Source organism: Chloracidobacterium sp. (assembly GCA_016720705.1).
Classification (GTDB): Bacteria; Acidobacteriota; Blastocatellia; order Pyrinomonadales; family Pyrinomonadaceae; genus OLB17.
This window is the reverse complement of record JADKKB010000007.1, coordinates 1,054,634-1,072,404: the sequence shown is the minus strand read 5'-3', so window position 1 is coordinate 1,072,404 and position 17,771 is coordinate 1,054,634. Positions and strand designations below refer to the sequence as shown.

Genomic DNA, 17,771 nt, shown 5'->3' with positions numbered 1-17,771 from the left:
GGTGAAACATTTCGTTACCCAACTGAGCCCTCAAGCTTCAATCCCAACAACTTCGTCGCCTCGACAGCGTATTCCATCGGCAATTCGCGGAAAACTTCTTTGCAAAATCCGTTGATGATCAAGCTAACGGCGTCTTCCTGCGGGATGCCTCGTTGCTGCAGGTAGAACAACTGGTCCTCGCTGATCTTCGACGTCGTCGCCTCGTGTTCGACGCGGGCGGTGTTGTTCATCACCTCGATGTAGGGGAATGTATTCGCCTCGCACGTCTGGCCGATCAGCATCGAATCGCACTGAGTATAGTTTCTCGCGTTTTCGGCCTTGGGCATTATTTTGACCAATCCGCGATAGCTGTTATTTGAGCGTCCGGCCGAAATTCCTTTTGAGATGATCGTCGATTTCGTGTTTTTGCCGAGGTGGATCATCTTGGTGCCGGTGTCGGCGATCTGGGCGTTGTTGGTTAGAGCGACCGAGTAAAATTCGCCGATCGAATTGTCGCCCTGCAAGATAACGCTTGGGTATTTCCAAGTGATGGCACTGCCGGTCTCGACCTGTGTCCACGAGATCTTTGAGTTAACGCCGCGGCAAGCACCACGCTTGGTCACAAAGTTATAAATGCCGCCCTTGCCGTTCTCATCGCCGGCGTACCAGTTCTGCACGGTCGAGTATTTGATCTCAGCGTCGTCCAGAGCGACGAGCTCAACGACGGCCGCGTGGAGCTGATTTGTATCAAATTGCGGTGCGGTGCAGCCTTCGTTATAGGCGACATAGCCGCCTTCCTCGGCGACGATCAGCGTGCGTTCGAACTGCCCTGACTCCTGCGTGTTAATGCGAAAATAGGTCGAGAGCTCCATTGGGCAGCGAACGCCTTTTGGGATATAGACAAACGATCCGTCGGAGAAAACTGCGGAGTTCAATGCCGCGTAATAATTATCGCCAACCGGCACGACCGAGCCGAGATATTTCTTGATGAGCTCCGGATAGTCCGCGACCGCCTCGGTGAATGAGCAAAATATCACGCCCGCCTCAAGCAGTTTTTTCTTGTATGTCGTCGCAACCGAGACCGAGTCAAATACCGCATCGACCGCCACATTGGCAAGCATTTTTTGCTCCGAGAGCGGGATGCCGAGCTTTTCAAATGTCCTTAGCAATTCCGGATCGACCTCGTCGAGGCTTGCCTTTGACGGTTTGTGCTTCGGCGCAGAATAGTACGAGATATTCTGAAAATCGATATTCGGATAGTGGAAGTTAGCCCAATTGTCCGGCGGGGTCATTTCGAGCCAACGGTGATAAGCTTTTAGACGAAAATCGAGTAGCCATTCGGGCTCGCTTTTCTTACTCGAAATAAGGCGGACGGTATCTTCCGTCAGACCCTTTGCGATCGTCTCGGTCTCGATATCAGTGACAAAACCGTATTTATATTCTCGATTAGTAAGTAATTCTGCTGCTGTCGACATTTTATTTTTTGCCTGCAGATGAATGCGTTTACCGCAGATACCAAACTCCTGACTTGATCTTGTCGAACCGCGTCATCTGCAAAGATCCGCGGCCGACTTGTACGTTAAACCTTAAATGCTCGGTGCCTCGAGCGTTCTGTGTATTCCCTGGATGGAGTGAAACATCGCGTCGACCGAGCTTTCGGTGCCGACGAGTTGAGCCAGAGTGATCTGCGACAGGGCATTTTCGACGATCTCGTGGAGGCCGACGATGACCGGGCGAATACCGCAATCGCCATTATGGACGCACGAATCGAGCACGCCGGTATAGCTCTCACAATGCTTGTTGAGCACGTCCTGGTCGAGCACCTTAATTACCTCATTTAGCCGTACTTCGCTCGCCGGACGAGCCAATATATAGCCGCCCTTGGTCCCTCTGGTCGAAAGGACAAATCCGGCCTTGTTGAGCAGCCACATCAGCTTGCCCGCATTGGCTGTCGAGATGCCCTCGCGCTCGGCGATCTGCGGCAGAGTGAGGCTTTCGCCGGCCCGTAAATTTGCCAATTGCACCAGACACCTCAGTCCATATTCTTCTTGTGCTGATATTTTCATAAACCACTATCTGACAATAAATTTGGGGATTCCCGTAACCACTAGAATCGCAAAACATTATTTTTTTGTCAAGATTGGTAAAGGGCAAGTGCGGCCGTAATATCGATCCGTCGGTATTTTGCTAGAATGACAATATGAATTTGACGGTTTTAGGTTCAGGCACGTCGGTGCCGCATCCGCGGCGGAGCAGTTCGGCATATTGGTTAAAGACAGCGGGCGGCTGCGTTTTGCTGGACTGTTCAGCGTCCGCGATCCACCGAATGGCCGAGGAAAACCTCGATTGGGCCGGACTCGATGCGATCTGGATCTCGCACTTCCATTTGGACCATTGCGGCGGACTGCCCGCATATCTATTTGGCATCAAGCACGCCGCTGAGACGCAGGCACGTACCAAACCGTTGCGTATATTTGGCGGTCCGGGACTGGCCGAATTGGTTCGCCGATTCGATGCGGCAGGCGACTATCGTCTGCTCAGCCAGCGATTTGCGATAGAGATCGTCGAGGTCACCGCTCTTGAGCCTTTTGAGATACTGCCCGGTGTCGAGGCGGCGGCGATGAAAACGCCGCATACCGACTCGAGCCACGCGATCCATATCCGCGACGGTGAGGCGACGATGGTCTATACGGCGGATACCGGCTTTGATCCATCGATCACGGGCTTTGCCGGCGGCGTTGGGCTCTATATCACCGAGTGCTCATTTGTCCGAAATAAGCCGGTCGAATTGCATTTAGAGCTGTCCGAGGCGATGCACCTGATCCGCAAGGCAAGGCCGCAACGGGCGATGCTCACGCATTTTTACCCTGAGTGGGATTCGTCCGATTTTCAAGATGAGGTCGCCCGGTTCGATCCGCCGTGCGAAGTGATCGAGGCCATCGACGGCCTGCGGCTCGACATTTCGTAACCGCACAAAAGCAAAAAGCGTACAGCAAGCCCAACGGCCGCCATACGCTCTTAGATCTCATCGTTCAGCTATTTACTATTTTCCGCCGACGTTGTTCTTGGCCATTGCCATCAGTTCCTCAGGCATCCATTTGTTAAAGTTCTTTTCTTCGGCGGCGGCGATGCGGCGATCGCGGTTGCGCCACTCTTTCACCGGATCGTCCTCACGGAGCGATTCTTTGGGATAATTTTCGACCTGTTCGAGGCTGATGATGATGCCCTGAGCGAGGTCATTCCAATCCTCGTTCTGAATGCCGCGCATCACGATCGGCAGGCCCGCGGTCCAATCTTCCTCCGGGGTAATGTTGTCGTACTCGGGAATGGTCAGAAACGCTGTATCAGGAAACGCCTTGCCGCTGTATTCGCTGACGATCTGTGCCTTGACGTCCGTGTATGCCTGCGCCGGGTTAGCCTTACGCATCTCTAATGCCCGGCGGAAAATGTCTGAAACGGTTGCTTTGTCGCTCATAATGCCTATACCTATAAGCCACAGATTAACACAGATTTACACGGAAATTAATCTTCAAATGACCGAATCGCTGACTTAGATCCAATTGCGAGACCTGCGTCGGCCTGAGTCCATCGCCTGCAAACTTTTACCCGACCAACTTTTTTCTTGATGTTTGGCATCTGACAAGATAGTCTTTTGACGACGGGGAATTATCTGTAATGAAGAGCATCCTGACCATCGCTATTGTATTGTTCGCGTTTTCGCTCGGCTTTGCCCAAAATGAGCAGTCGCCGATCGTCGAAAAAGAGATCAGTTACAAAAATTGGACTCTCAAGAGCGTTCGTACCGGCGAGGATATTACGCTCCGTGATCTGAGCGTCGGCAAAAAACTGGTGATCGTTGTTTATTACGCACCGTGGTGTATGAACTGGCGCCACGATGCACCGTTTCTGCAGCGTTTTTACGATAAATATAAGGCGAACGGCCTGCAGATCGTCGGCGTCGGCGAATACGATCCGCTGTCGTCTATGAAAAACAACCTTGAGTATCTAAAGGTGACTTTCCCTGTGGTTTACGAGTCGGAAAGCCGCGGCGATAGGCTGAAGAACCAACATTACGAATACCGCCACGCGACCGGAGATAACCGCAGTTGGGGTTCGCCCTGGTACATCCTGCTCGAACCCGCCGCTTTTGAGAAAAAAGGCGATACGCTCGTCAAAAGATCTAACATCATCAATGGCGAGATGATCGAGATCGAAGGCGAAAAATTTATCCGCGAAAAGCTCGGACTGCCCGCCATTGACGCCAAACCCACGACATCAAGAGCCGCCAAGATCGAAGTCTGCGACCCCGATAAAAAGTCCGCCACCTTGGTCAAACCTTGACCAAACTGCCTTCACCACATCGCCCGACGCATCAATAGTGTTCTTAACGACAATGCCTGACGGATATTGCATTTCGACCTGTCGCCCCACCGAGATTGTAAGTGAACGTCCTAACTAAATAGGAGGCGCTGGGTTTGTTCTGTTGTCAGAAACCCAAGCACCTCAAAGCACCCAACCGGTGTTCTCACTCTAAGTGTGCTGGACATCACCGGGTTACTTCGTAAATGGCCCCGATTTTACGACATCTAAAGACAGGGCATATCAACGACTTGGAAAAAGAATAGTTTGACAAAAATTGGGGGGGGGGCAATATTATGTAAGCAATTAGTAAAAACCGTATACGACTTCTACTCCTATGGACGGACGTATATTCCACATTCAAAAGCAGATTGCCGACCAACTTGATCGACCATGGACGGTTGAGATGATGGCGGCTACCATCGGCATCACTTCGGCACATCTCCAACGTGTATTTCGGGATATGGTCGGTGTGCCGCCCGCTACGTATCTCGCAACTCTAAGGCTTCAAAAAGCTCACGACATACTTTCAGATCCAGCCTGTTTCGACGCGATCAAGGAAATTCGCCTTCGGTGCGGCTTTTTGAATGAAAGCAATTTTACGCGGGATTTCAAAAAGAAATTTGGCGTAACGCCGACGGATTGTCGCTCATTGGCATGGGAAAAAGACCAATCAAATCCGCCAAATGAATAGAAATGCTAGATCTGACTAATGATTGCTAGTTTAAGCCTAGAAATGATCGTTGATTTCCCGTCGCTCCCGATCAAAAATATCCATAGAACAAATTCAGTCTCAAAATTTTTTAAGAAACAATCATTGTCGTTTTAAAAAGGCAATGTGCGATCAGGATCTCATGGATAAATTAAGAAAACTGTTGGAGATCGGTTCGAACGTGGCGATCATTGTTGTTGCGGTCGTGCTTGGGGTTTACCTCATTGGACGATATTTTTCACCGCCGTCGGTTCCCGCGTCGGGAGCGACGGCGCAGGCCGAGGCGATAAAGCCGGGAGCAAAACTCCCGTTGGTAAATGTCGATTGGAGTGGGAGCGACCGAAATCTGCTGATGGTTCTATCGACCGCGTGTCATTTCTGTTCCGAGAGTATGCCGTTCTATAAGAGATTGATCGAGAAAAATGCGGCAGGTAAGAGTGTGCGGATGATCGCGGCTTTGCCGCAGGACGTGCCCGAAGCCACAAAATATCTTGCTGATAACAATGTCACGGTCGATCAGGTGATAAAAGCCAATCCTGGCGAGGCGATGGTCAGGGGTACGCCGACTCTGCTATTGGTCGATAAAAACGGCGTCGTGCTCGACACTTGGGTTGGCAAACTGCCACCCGAAAAAGAAAATGAAGTGCTCGAACGAGCCTTCTCCCCCGTCGTCATGGTCGGTATGTGACTAGCGGCGATCGACCCACAAACTGTAATGGAGGATGTATGTTCACAAAAAATATGTGGTCAATTTATCGAAAATGGATGATAATAGCGATATTGTCAGGTTGTGTCTATGTTTTCGGCTACTCAGACAATGTGTCGATCGGTTTTGCCTCCGCTCCGTGCATTCAGGAGTGTGAGAGTAATCAGAATGGATGTAACGACCTATGTGACATTTATTGTCGTGAAGATTCGACAGATGCCGCATGCTCAAGTTGCTTTTCAGCATGTTCTCACACCTACTTCCAATGCCTAAGTTACGCTGTGTCATGTCAAAATTTGGATGTAATTCCTGGCCATTGCTCTGTAGAATTTGGACTTCACTGTGTACCGTATGGTAGCGGATTGACTTGCAACACTAATCAGGGAGCCTATTATGGCTACTATTTAATGTGTCATAATCTTGGCGGTGCCGAGTGCGTCTCATGCACCGAAGGTTACTGCTATGGTGTCAACCCGGATATTCCATGGTGTTTCGCAGGATTTTACCCCTAATTCATGTTTCACCCTAAAAACAATCGAATATGGATTTAATAAATGGAAAGTTTGTACTCCGCGTTTTGTTTTTCACAGGGACATTCTTATGGCTTATTGCCCTGGAAGTCTCATTGGGTTGTGCTCAAGGGGAAAATATAAGAGTGGATACAAATCTGGTAACAATCCCCGTCACGGTCTTGGATCGTGACGGGCGGTATATCGCTGATCTCACGGATAAGGATTTTGAGATTTATGAGAATGGAATCAAGCAAAAGAATGAGTTTTTTGCGTCGACTGAGGAGCCTATCACCGTAATGCTTTTGTTGGATGCTAGTAGTTCCATAACCTATGGGCAAACTGCTGGAATGGCGAAAGCCGTAAATGAATTTGTGAATATGCTCCGGCCCGACGACCAATTAATAGCTGCCAGCTTCGCATACCGTGTATATCCAATATTGGATGCGACAAAGATAAAGGATTTGAAGAAAAACTTTCGAATACACTATCAACAATTCGATCCTCAAACGCTTATCTACGACGCGGTCGCATTTGCCCAAAAGAAATTAAAAAAGGTGAAGGGACGGAAGGCATTAATAATTTTTGGTGACGGAAATGATGATTCCGGCCTTTCCGCGAGTTTTAAGAGCACAATTAGAGCGGCTGAAGAACAGGAAGCGATTATTTACGCCGCCCAAATGAGAGACTATCCCAATCCTCCTTTCACAGATCCAAAGAAATTCGCCAAATCCGTCGAAATTGCGACACGTTATATGGAAGGGTTGGCGGCAAAGACCGGAGGACGGCATTATATTTTTGACGACATTGCCGACCTTTCGGAAACGTTCACAAAAATAACCAACGAGCTTAGGCAAACATACACGTTGGGGTACTACGCGAGTGAATCCGGCAAAGACGGTGAGCGGCGGAAGATAACGGTGAAAGTAAATATCCCAAATGTCGCCGTCAGATCGCGGAATGAGGTAATATTTAAGAAACCTAAGAAATAAAAAGGATTTGCCATGAGATTTCATCGCATCACCGCCAGATTGCCGTTCGTATACATGAGCGTGGTAATTTTGGGTTTGGCGATGATAACGCGGGGGCAGGATGAGGCAATTCGGGTTTACACCGACCTTGTAACGCTACCGGTCACAGTGCATGATCGTGAACAAGATTTGGGGTCAAACATGCGATAGTGCGATTCTCTGTTTGTACTTCTCCTGAACTTTCTTCCATGTGTTTTAAATTGGGGGTCAGAGTTGCAATCGTGCAATTCTCTATTTAGATTCATACTGCCCCATCGTGTGAGCGATCCGGGTTGCCGTGTCGATGCAGCGATACGGAGCACGATTTCACTATTATGATTCTTCATTAAACTTCTCCGGACATAGTCCTTCCACTTCGATGCGATCGAGCGAAAGCGTGATGTCTTTTGGTCCGTTCGCCGTCCGTGGGGTTTGGCGAGGCGACGATAACGTCATTTTGTACCTGTTGAGCTTTGGTGTCAATACAATTTTGGTCGATACGGTGACGGGTGACAAGTGGCGGGAGAGATCAACGAAGAGTTCCCTAACGCGGGGATCGTCTGAGCGGTCGGCGGCTCTTTTTGATTTAACGAATAACTTAAACGCAGATGACGCAGATAAGGGCGGATCTTAAGATCATCTTTTATAGATCGATCCGTAAGATCCGCGTCATCCGCACTTGCATAAAGCCTTCTCGTGACGTTGCATCTATGCGACAGTAACGTATCACTGCAATTCGTGATACAATTTAACCAGTCAATTGATCTTTGAAAACTAATGAGTTGTGCGACTCCGAATCGAGCATCAATGAAACGCTGCGCGCTCTGAGGTGTCGGGACATGGGACACCTTGGTCAACCAACAACGGAGCATCCGGAATGCAGAATAGTCGAAGCAGAATGAATCAGATTGTCCGGATATATGGAATTGTATTGTGAAACACCCGAGATGCCGTAACTGCTCTAAACAAATTGGTTACGGCAGTTCCGAGCACATTCTGCAAAAAGCCTGAGGGGATGAAAATTAATTTGAAACAAAATCGGGGGTTAAAGTCGCTAAACAAAGTACTTAAGTTGTTTCAAATTCGCCAAAAACGTGAAATTAATTTGAAACACTTTTTGCCCGTAACGCACAGCAAACGCACGGTTTAGCGTTACAAAACGTGTAAGCCGACTGTTTCAAATTAAATTGAACTAATTTGGGACACTCGCCGGCAGTATGACGCGTCGGGCCGACATATCTATCTGGGCAAAACGGCAAGGGTGTCGGTCAGTTTTTGGGCGGCGTCGCGCAGCGGGTCTTTGGCGGCGACGAAACGGCCGGCGATCGCGGAGTCCTCCGAGCGGGACCCGAGGCCGCTGATGCCCTCGATGCTCGGCAGATACTTTGCGAGCAAGGGCTTGGTGCGAAACTCAGACTCGAGCGTCGTGAGGGCGTCACGCAAATTGCGGATCGCGATGATGACCTTTTGCTTGTTAGCTTCGTTTTGGTCGAGAGTCGCCTTGGGCAGACGCTTGGTTTTGGCTGAGGCGTCGAGGTCCTCGATGCTCTGGGCGATCGGACCGAGAACGTCAACAAACCGTGTCACGTTAGCGAGTTGGACATCGACCTTTTCGCGGGCCGCACGGACATCGAGCGGCGGAACGGTTTTGTTTGCCGGCGGTTTTTTGGCGTTCGGCTTTTTGACCGATCTTTTCTGAGCATCGGCGGCTCCCGCAAATATCGCAAGAGTGATGATCGCTAAAACGACAATTCGGAGATGCCTCATAATTCTTCCTTCCTGTTCAAATGACCTCGAAAATTTTATCATAGATGCAATGCATCAGCGGTATTTAGAGGTCAGAAGGCTCGGGCGCGTTGGCTACGCCGAGTCGCTCGAACTACAAAAAGAGATCGAGACCGAGGTGATCGCCCGCCGCGAACCGGATCATTTACTGCTGCTCGAACATCCGCACACCTTTACACTCGGGCGGCGTTCGAAAAATGACGGCGTGCTGGCCACGGCCGAGATACTCAAAAAGCTGGGTGTCGAGGTCTTTGAGATCAACCGCGGCGGCAAGGCGACGTATCACGGCATCGGGCAATTGGTCGGCTATCCGATCGTCAACCTCTCACCGGATCGCGAGGACGTTCATAAATATGTTCGCGACATCGAGGAAGTGCTGATCCGGACGATGGCCGATTTTGGCATCGAAGCCTTTCGCATCGAGGGTCTGACCGGCGTGCATACGGTTGACGGCAAAGTTGCGGCGATCGGCGTTCATCTCAAGCGATGGGTGACGACCCACGGCTTTGCCTTGAACGTGAATACCGACCTGAGCTATTACAATTGGATCATCGCCTGCGAGGGCGAACCGGTCACGTCGATGGACAAATTGCTCGGCCGCGAGATCGATATGTCCGAGGTCGAAGATCGTATAGTTGCAAATTTTCAGGATGTTTTCGGTATAAGCCCGACGGCAGATGCTGCACCGCCTGAGAGTGCCGTGCGGCGGCAGGCGTGAGCGGTGTTCTAACGATGGATGCCTCGCATCTTGCGGAACTGTCGGATTTCTTTTAACCTCTCTTATTCGGTGTTTGTGGAATAGATATTAGGTATTAATTATGCGACGTGAAACGACCTCTTGGTACAGCCAAAACTTGAATATGGATATGCCGCTTGTGGCATACGGACACGCAGGCTATCCGCTGCTGATGTTTCCGACGGCCGCGGCCGACTATCTGGAATATGAGCGGTTTCATCTGATCGATGCGATCAAGGACTTTCTGGACGCCGGACTGATCAGGGCGTACTCGATCAACTCGGTCAATAAATACAGCCTGCTCAATAAAGAATCGCATCCCGCGTGGAAGGTCGAGATGCTGTCGCGTTACGATAGCTATATTACAGACGAAGTCTTGCCGCTGATACGAAACGAGTGTGGGCCGGATGCACGCCCTTTGACCACCGGTGCGAGCCTCGGGGCGCTACTCGCGGCCAACACTTACTTTAAGCATTCTGATGCTTTTCGCGGCACGATCGCGATGAGCGGTAGCTACGATATCTATAATTATCTTGAGCATTACTACGACGACAACGTGTACTTTAATAACCCGATGATGTACCTCAAGAATCTCAATGATGATTATCACCTGCCGCGTCTGCGCCACGCTGATTCGATCGTCATTGTGTCAGGGCAGGGCAATTATGAGGCGCCGGATCGTAGCCGTGATCTGTCGCGTGTGCTCTATTCAAAGGGAATACCGCACCGCCTTGAGCTTTGGGGGCACGATGTGGCACACGACTGGCCGTGGTGGCGAAAGATGCTGCCGTACTATCTCGGCGAATTTCTGAAATAGAACGGACAAAAAAAGGGAGCGGCGATCCGCTCCCTTTCCTGTTGACGATCATTAACCGTCGCCCTTCTTGCCTTTCCGTCTGGTGCCTTCGGGTCGGTCCGATGGCGGATCGGGTTTGACGGTCGGCGGTTGGACCGGCGGCCGACGCTGCACCGGCGGTTGGTCGGTGGTGGTCGCAGGCTTGTCGCCCTTGGTATCCTCGCCCGGTTTTTCACCGCCGACCTTATCGGCCGGCGTCATTCCGGGTTCGTCAGGTAATTTTACGCCCGGCGTAAAGACGATGCCGGTCTTTTTACCCGCAAGATCCGCGTCCTCGAGTTTTTCGAGCTCTTCGCGTTTATTGCGTTCGGCAAGAGCCTTGATGTCGTTGGGCATCGGCGGCACGCCCGGGAACGAGTCACGCGGCTTGTCCTTCATAAACGGGATCATAAAGGCATTGAAGTACGGCACCGCTCCGTGACCACCGGTCATACCTCCGCCAAGCGATTCCTTTCGGAGCGGATTGCCCATCCAAATGCCGGTCACGTAGGTCGGCGTGTAGCCGATAAACCAGACGTCGGTGTGATCATTGACCGTGCCGGTCTTGCCGGCGAGTTGGGCTCCGCCCGCACTCGCACCCGAGGCCGTTCCGCCGCCCGCGGTCACGCCGCGCATCATCTGGACCATCGTCAGTGCCACATATTCGCTGGTGACCTTTGTGCTCTGGTTTTCGTATTGTTCGAGTAGGCTACCGTCGCGGCTATAGACCTTTCGGATCAGATGCGGAGCCATTCGGACGCCTTTATTTGGAAACACCGAATACGCGGCGGTCATTTCGAGCAGCGATGCCTCACTTGCTCCCAGTGCCGACGGCAAACTCGGAGCCATCGGATTGCTGATGCCAAATCGACGCACCATCTGTGCTCCGGCCTGGATGCCGACCTGTTCGAGCAGGTGGACCGCAGCAATATTGTACGACTTGGCAAGCGCGATCTTCATCGGAACATTACCGTGGCTGAGACTGCCGTCGTAATTATGCGGTGTCCATCCGCCACGCTTGATCGGTGCTCCGCTGACGATCATATCGGGCGTCATACCGTCTTCGACGGCAGCAGTGTAAATAAACGGCTTGTACGCCGATCCCGTCTGACGCAATCCCTGCGTGGCGTTATTGAACCGGTTAGTGTGGTAATCGTATCCGCCGACCATTGCGACGATCTCGCCATTGTGCGAGTTGATACAGGTCAGTGCCGCCTGAACCTCGGGCACCTGCTGGAGTTCGACCTCGAGAACCTGATTTGTTCGGTCGACCTTTTTGACTAGAAACTCTGCCAGAAAGCCGGGTTTGAGTTCGTCCTTGGGCCGTCGTCCGCTGCGGCCCATATTGCCCGGACGGACAACTGCCTTGTAGCGGCCAAATCGTACTCCGACCTCGTCAGCACCCGGATTGGCCTTCATCACAAGGCCCTTGATGTATTCGCCTTCTTCGTACTCGTCGCCGTACCAATCGGCGTGCTTGAAGGTAGAAAGCATCTTGTCGATATCTTTTTCGTCGGTCAACGGCTGATCGTTCTCGTCGATCAGGATGTTCTGATAGTCAGACCTCCACGCTCGTCCACGGTCATAACCGCGGAGACGCTCGCGGATCGATCGGGTCGCGATCTTCTGGGCTTCGATATTGACCGTCGTGTAAACCTTGAGCCCCCCCTGAGCTACGCGGGTCGTGTACTTTTCTTCGAGATATTTGCGGACTTCTTCGACCGGATAATCCCAAGCCGTGGATTTGGGCTGAGACTGGTAATACGCAGTGTCGGCGAGCTTAATGTCTTTTGCTTTTGCGGCAGCGACATCGGCCGCCGAATATCGGTCGGGGAAGTACTTGGCCATTTGATCAAGCACAATGTCGCGGCGAATTCTTGCCTTTTCTTTGTTTCGGGTCGGCGAATACTCGGGTGACTTTGGAATGGCTGCCAGAAGTGCCGCTTCTTCGAGACTGAGATCCTTTACACCCTTGCCAAAGTAAGTGCGCGAACCGGCTTCAAAACCGTATGCTCCGGCCCCCAGAAAGACGTAATTCATATACATCTCGAGGATCTGATCCTTGGTATATAGCCGTTCGATCTGCAGTGCGACCGCCCACTCATTGACCTTTCGCGTGTAGGTCTGATCTTTATAGAGAAATAGATTCTTGGCCAACTGCTGTGTGATGGTCGATGCGCCCTCGGTCTTGCCGGTAGTGATGTTCTTGAAAACGGCACCGAGGATGCGGTACGGGTCGATCCCTATATGGTCGCGAAAGCGGTAGTCCTCGATCGCGAGCAATGCGTCAGTTACCTTGTCCGGCACGTCCTGTATCTTGATCGGAATGCGCTTTTCGAGTGCGAACTCGGCCAGAACGGTCTCACCGTCGTCAGCGTAGATCGTGGTGACCTGCGGCGGCCGATATGTTGCAAGAGCCGAAACCTCGACCGAGTAGCGCGAATTATTAAGGTAGTACGACGCCAAAACTCCGGTCAGTGCTCCGGCAGACAACGCAAGGATCACCGCCGTAAGAAATAATCCGATCGTCGCCATCCCGCTGCGTTTTGCACCACTCGCGGCGACCTCGGTCGTGCCTAATTTTCTCAATTCTCTCGCCATACAACTACTTCTCCTAATTCACGAATCGACGCAACTTAACACTAACGACAAATCCGATAGCAACAAAGGTCGAAAGGATAGCCGAAAGCCCCGCACTCATAAGCGGTAGTGGAACCCCAATGACAGGTAGGACACCCAAGGCCATTCCGACATTCATAAATATCTGAAATACCATTCCACAGACGATCGACATTATAACAAGCATTCCCGCTCTATCGGAAGACTGCCGTGCACCTGCGATCATTCGCGAAAGTAAAAGTGCATAAGCAAGGAGCAGTGAAACGCAACCGATAAAGCCGGTATTCTCAGCCGTGACTGCGAAAATAAAATCTGTCTGAGGCTCGGGCAAAAACTTCAGAACGCTCTGCGACGTCTCGGTTTCACCCTTAATGCCCGAGAGCCCGCCCTTGCCCACAGTGATCGTCGATTGGATCGTGTGGTACCCATAACCTCGCGGATCTACGCTATCCGGGTCGATGATCGCATTAATACGCTCTTGTTGATATTTTTTTATCATTCCGGATTTTACACCGCCGATATACGCCGCGGGCACAAAGATCGCAACGCCGACAATTGCCAGCACCACGAATCTAAGCTTGATACCGGAGAGGAAGAACATCGCGGCAAGGATCGGGAAATACGTGATCGCCTGACCCGCATCCGGTTCGAGCATGATCAAACCCACAGGGCCGGCAAAAATAAGCCCGCCGATCATCATTTCCTTGAACGTCAGAACCGTCGACTTTCTACCGCCAAAATATTTGGCGAGCATCAAGACAGTTGGTATTTTAACGAATTCGGATGGCTGAAACTGCAAACCGACTATACGCAGCCATGCTTTTTGTCCGTTAACCTGAACACCGAGCGGCGTCAGCACGAGTAAAAGCAGTAAAAGTCCGCCAACGTAAAATACCGGAGCAGAATCGATCAGTCGTCGGTAATCCGTGAATGCGACAACTCCAAACGCGACCAATGCTATACCGATGCCATAGATCTGTTTTGACCAAATATTCTCTGTGGGCGTAGCGTTGTGGATCTGCCAAACGCCAAAGCAGGCGATCATTATAGCCAATACGGCCGTTTGCCAGTCAAGGTCCCGGAGGTCACGTTTTTCGAGGATTGCGACCATAGATTAACGGGTTGAGACCTCCTGGCCTTCGGGTCTCGGAGTACCCTTTTTTGCAAGATATGCGCTATATATGGCCCGAACGGCGGGTGCCGCATTCGAGCCGCCGAAACCTGAGTTTTCGATCAGTGCTATGACTGCGATCTCAGGCTTGAACGCCGGGGCAAAACTTACAAACCAGGCGTGATCCTTATTTTTACCACTGTCCTTACCGACCTCCGCAACCTGCGCCGTACCGGTCTTACCGGCTATATCAAATCCAGCGATGCGGATCGATCCGGCGGTACCACCGCCATTGACGACGCCCCACATTCCCTTAACTACTACGTCGTACTGGTCGTCAGTCATCGGTATGATCTTCGGCTCGGGGTGTAGAAATCCGAAGCTCGGCCGACCCGGCAAAAAGGTTGAATCGCCTTCTTCCCCTACGGGGCCGATCGCTCTGAACTCCTGCAGAAAATGCGGCGTGTACATCTTTCCGTGCATACCGACACTGGCGACAGCACGCAGCATTGAGATCGGCGTTACGACTACCGTGTCTTGTCCGATCGACGCATAGACGGTCCGGATGTCACTCCACTTGCCCTCGTGTTTGAGGATGTAGGGCATCCACGTTTTGGGTGTTTGCGGAACCTTTTCGTTGGGCAGATCGACGCCCGAACGCTTGTCATAGCCAAAGGTTTCGATCATATTTATCAGGCCGTCGACACCCATCTTCAGGCCTAGGCGATAGTAGTAACCATCGCACGATTTCGTGATCGCATAACTAAGCGGTGGCGACCCGTGACTGCCCATACAGCGTGTAAATTTGGTGCCGACCATTATTCCGCCGCCACAAGCCAAATTGGAATGCGTTGGCGTGATGACGCCTTGCATCAGAGCTCCCATTGACTCGGGTATTTTCCAGGTAGAGCCCGGCGGATATCGGCCTTGGATCGCACGATTATAGAGTGGTCGGCTTTCGTCCTGCCAGTAAGCGGCGATCTGCTTGCGTCCCTCCGGTGTCGAACTGCCTTGAACAAAAACGTTAGGATCAAATGACGGAGCCGATGCCATCGCCAAAATAGCTCCGGTATTTGGATCCATCGCGATTATGGTGCCGCGTTTGGTCGAGGAATTTGCTAATTCCGTTTCGGCCGCAAGTTGAAGGTCGTAGTCGATCGTTGTGATAAGATCCTGGCCGGACTGCGGTTCAACTTTTTCGACCTCCGCCTGGACTCGACCGCGACTATCGACTATGACCTTACGGTAACCCGGCTTTCCACGCAGAAACTCATCATAGTATTGCTCAAGGCCACCTTTGCCGATGATATCGCCAGGCCGGAAGCCCTTTTCTCGTATGTCAGGGTCTTCCAGTTGTTTTGGACTGATCTCGCCGACGTAGCCAAGTACGTGGGCGAGAGATGTCCCAAGCGGATAATGCCTTTGCGGTTGAAGTTCGATCCGAAGCTCGGGAAACTCAAGCGAATGCGACTCAACCCAGGCAATATCCTGGATCCCGACATTCTCCTTCAAGACCATCGCCTCAAATTCGTTCTGCTTTTTGATCAAATTGAGCCGTTCAACAACGAACTGACGGTCCAGGGCGAGACCTCTTGAATAGTCGTCGACGCGATCATTGACATTGATGGTTTTGAGCGGTTCATTAGAGAGGACGACATTGTAAGTTGGTCGAGAGTCGACCAATAATTTGCCGTTGCGGTCAAATACTGCTCCACGCGGTGCCGGTATGGGTATCAGACGAATGCGTTGATTCTCGGCGCGTTCGCTATAGTAATCGCCCTTCACGATCTGGAGATAGTACAGTCGTGCGCCAAGCAATATCAATAGCACGAATGCCACCACCTGGATCGTAAAGACCCTTGCCCCCAAATTCTGAACGTGGTCGTTGAGTTTCATTGTACAGCCTCGAAACTTTAAGTACTATTTGTTCAATCGGATCGGATTTCGCCGCCGCGTCTGGCGCCGCTGTTTGAACACATCCGTCTTTCGCCGCCGGATCTTGTCGCCCGACATTGCCTCAAGTAAAAGATAGATCACAGTGCCCGCAATAGTAGTGCCGATAAACGTGTAAGCACCCGTCACGATCGGGTCTCCTGCCGGCGTCTGGCCGAACAGTCGGTGTAGCCAATAGTAGATAAACGAATTCAGTAAGCACGCACCGGCTATGACGGGAATCCGCAAAATAAGGTTGTCCAAATAGACCCTGCGGGCGATCTCGGAAACGGCAAATGCCACGATGGTCTGGGTAAATCCGTTGGCGCCGAGTAGTCCACCGCTTAGGGCGTCAACCGTGATACCGGAGATGGTCCCAAAAAGGATCGCGCGGATCGAATTTCGTTGAAGTGCGGCGTAAACGACTATGATAAGCGGAAAATTGACAAACGCCATCGGCTCGGCCACATTGCGCAGTGTCCACTGCAACAATATAGCGATGATCAGTGCGATCGTGAGTTTTACGCCTTCCATCTATCGTTCGGTCCTATTTCTTCTTCACGGCATTTGGCAATTTCTGCTCAAATTCCGGTTTCTGCGGGGCTTCGTAAAGCAAAACTCCCACTTCCTGCATTGAATTTAGTTTGGCGGCCGGTTGGATCTGGATCTGGTGCGGCGTCGTGGCTGACCCCGTAACGACGCTGATTATTTCGCCGATCTTCAACCCCGGCGGAAAGATCCCGTCTTGACCCGTCGTGAAAACCGGTTGTCCGACCTGCACTTCGACACTGCCGGGAACAAATTTCATTTCAAGCAGATCTTTTTTACTCGTACCGCTAACCACACCGAGAGCACTTGAAGTTCCAACCTCACCAATAATACCGCCGACGCCGGTCTTGTTGTAGGTGATCAGATCGACCTGTGATGTCAACGGCCCGACCGCCGTGACGCGTCCGACCAGTCCGCCGTCGGTCACCACCGCCATATTCAGCATTACGCCGTCGAGGCTGCCACGGTTGATGATCGAAGAATCAAACCAGACTGAAGGGTCACGACCGATGATCCTAGCAGTGAGCACCTTGTATTTACTTGTTTCTTTAAGCTGCAGCAGCGATTTTAATCGTTCGTTCTCAGATGAAAGATCCGATTTTTGTTTGACCTCGACCTCGAGTTCCTGAACGCGCTGTTTCAACAGATCATTCTCTGATTGGGCCGATCTGAGCGAGGAGATCGATATAAAGTAGTTTGAGATCGACGAACTGACGGTGGTGACCGGCGATTGGACGAAATCCGCTGCGGTTTGAGTCCAGGTACGAACGACGCGCTGTCCCGTTGTTATCTCTTTGGCGTCAAACGCCATAAGGATAAAGTTCAGGAGCAAAAGTGCGATCATCAGCCAGGGTGTCAATCGCCATACTTCTTTTTGACTTCGCTCAACCATTTCGGATCAGGGACGAGTAGAAGGGCGATGAGGGATG

General features: G+C 51.5%; 16 protein-coding genes. 7 read left to right on the top strand and 9 right to left on the bottom strand.

Annotated elements, in window-relative coordinates:
• Positions 1–14: 14 nt before the first annotated feature.
• Positions 15–1,454 (bottom strand): Fe-S cluster assembly protein SufB, encoded by a 1,440-nt coding sequence (gene sufB / locus IPQ00_12045; GenBank protein ID MBL0241289.1) that lies wholly within the window; start codon positions 1,452–1,454, stop codon positions 15–17.
• Between the two features lie 111 nt (positions 1,455–1,565).
• Positions 1,566–2,045, bottom strand: coding sequence for an Rrf2 family transcriptional regulator (locus IPQ00_12040; GenBank protein ID MBL0241288.1), 480 nt, complete (start codon positions 2,043–2,045; stop codon positions 1,566–1,568).
• 134 nt (positions 2,046–2,179) lie between these two features.
• Between IPQ00_12040 and IPQ00_12035 the strand changes: the two genes are divergently transcribed.
• Positions 2,180–2,947 (top strand): ribonuclease Z, encoded by a 768-nt coding sequence (locus IPQ00_12035; protein MBL0241287.1) that lies wholly within the window; start codon positions 2,180–2,182, stop codon positions 2,945–2,947.
• Positions 2,948–3,022: 75 nt separating this feature from the next.
• Here the strand turns inward: IPQ00_12035 and IPQ00_12030 are convergent, their stop codons facing one another.
• Complete coding sequence (locus tag IPQ00_12030) at positions 3,023–3,454, bottom strand: hypothetical protein (protein MBL0241286.1); 432 nt, start codon at positions 3,452–3,454, stop codon at positions 3,023–3,025.
• Positions 3,455–3,654: 200 nt separating this feature from the next.
• Between IPQ00_12030 and IPQ00_12025 the strand changes: the two genes are divergently transcribed.
• The 4 genes from IPQ00_12025 (at position 3,655) to IPQ00_12010 (ending at position 7,257) form a co-directional block, all read left to right on the top strand.
• On the top strand, positions 3,655–4,320 hold the full coding sequence (locus IPQ00_12025; protein ID MBL0241285.1) for a redoxin domain-containing protein: 666 nt from the start codon (positions 3,655–3,657) through the stop codon (positions 4,318–4,320).
• 355 nt (positions 4,321–4,675) lie between these two features.
• On the top strand, positions 4,676–5,032 hold the full coding sequence (locus IPQ00_12020) for a helix-turn-helix transcriptional regulator (GenBank protein MBL0241284.1): 357 nt from the start codon (positions 4,676–4,678) through the stop codon (positions 5,030–5,032).
• Positions 5,033–5,192: 160 nt separating this feature from the next.
• Positions 5,193–5,738: a hypothetical protein gene (locus IPQ00_12015; GenBank protein MBL0241283.1), complete on the top strand. Its 546-nt coding sequence runs from the start codon at positions 5,193–5,195 to the stop codon at positions 5,736–5,738.
• A gap of 673 nt (positions 5,739–6,411) precedes the next feature.
• Positions 6,412–7,257 (top strand): VWA domain-containing protein, encoded by an 846-nt coding sequence (locus tag IPQ00_12010; GenBank protein ID MBL0241282.1) that lies wholly within the window; start codon positions 6,412–6,414, stop codon positions 7,255–7,257.
• Positions 7,258–8,514: 1,257 nt separating this feature from the next.
• Here the strand turns inward: IPQ00_12010 and IPQ00_12005 are convergent.
• The gene (locus IPQ00_12005) at positions 8,515–9,042 is read right to left on the bottom strand and encodes a hypothetical protein (GenBank protein MBL0241281.1); all 528 of its coding nucleotides are present in this window, start codon (positions 9,040–9,042) and stop codon (positions 8,515–8,517) included.
• A 49-nt stretch (positions 9,043–9,091) separates the two neighbouring features.
• On the opposite strand from IPQ00_12005, the gene lipB reads away from it, so the two are divergent.
• Positions 9,092–9,778 (top strand): lipoyl(octanoyl) transferase LipB, encoded by a 687-nt coding sequence (gene lipB / locus IPQ00_12000; GenBank protein MBL0241280.1) that lies wholly within the window; start codon positions 9,092–9,094, stop codon positions 9,776–9,778.
• Positions 9,779–9,878: 100 nt separating this feature from the next.
• Positions 9,879–10,613, top strand: a complete 735-nt coding sequence (locus tag IPQ00_11995) for an esterase family protein (protein MBL0241279.1) — start codon at positions 9,879–9,881, stop codon at positions 10,611–10,613.
• 51 nt (positions 10,614–10,664) lie between these two features.
• Here IPQ00_11995 and IPQ00_11990 read toward each other — a convergent pair whose 3' ends face one another.
• Genes IPQ00_11990 through mreC form a run of 5 tightly spaced genes read right to left on the bottom strand, consistent with a single transcriptional unit; the run spans position 10,665 to position 17,734 of the window.
• A complete protein-coding gene (locus IPQ00_11990) occupies positions 10,665–13,232 on the bottom strand; it encodes a PBP1A family penicillin-binding protein (protein MBL0241278.1) in 2,568 nt (855 codons plus the stop codon).
• Positions 13,233–13,245: 13 nt separating this feature from the next.
• On the bottom strand, positions 13,246–14,361 hold the full coding sequence (locus IPQ00_11985; protein MBL0241277.1) for a rod shape-determining protein RodA: 1,116 nt from the start codon (positions 14,359–14,361) through the stop codon (positions 13,246–13,248).
• 3 nt (positions 14,362–14,364) lie between these two features.
• Positions 14,365–16,257 (bottom strand): penicillin-binding protein 2, encoded by a 1,893-nt coding sequence (mrdA, locus tag IPQ00_11980; protein ID MBL0241276.1) that lies wholly within the window; start codon positions 16,255–16,257, stop codon positions 14,365–14,367.
• Between the two features lie 24 nt (positions 16,258–16,281).
• On the bottom strand, positions 16,282–16,827 hold the full coding sequence (gene mreD, locus IPQ00_11975) for a rod shape-determining protein MreD (GenBank protein ID MBL0241275.1): 546 nt from the start codon (positions 16,825–16,827) through the stop codon (positions 16,282–16,284).
• 13 nt (positions 16,828–16,840) lie between these two features.
• On the bottom strand, positions 16,841–17,734 hold the full coding sequence (gene mreC / locus IPQ00_11970; protein MBL0241274.1) for a rod shape-determining protein MreC: 894 nt from the start codon (positions 17,732–17,734) through the stop codon (positions 16,841–16,843).
• Positions 17,735–17,771 lie beyond the last annotated feature (37 nt).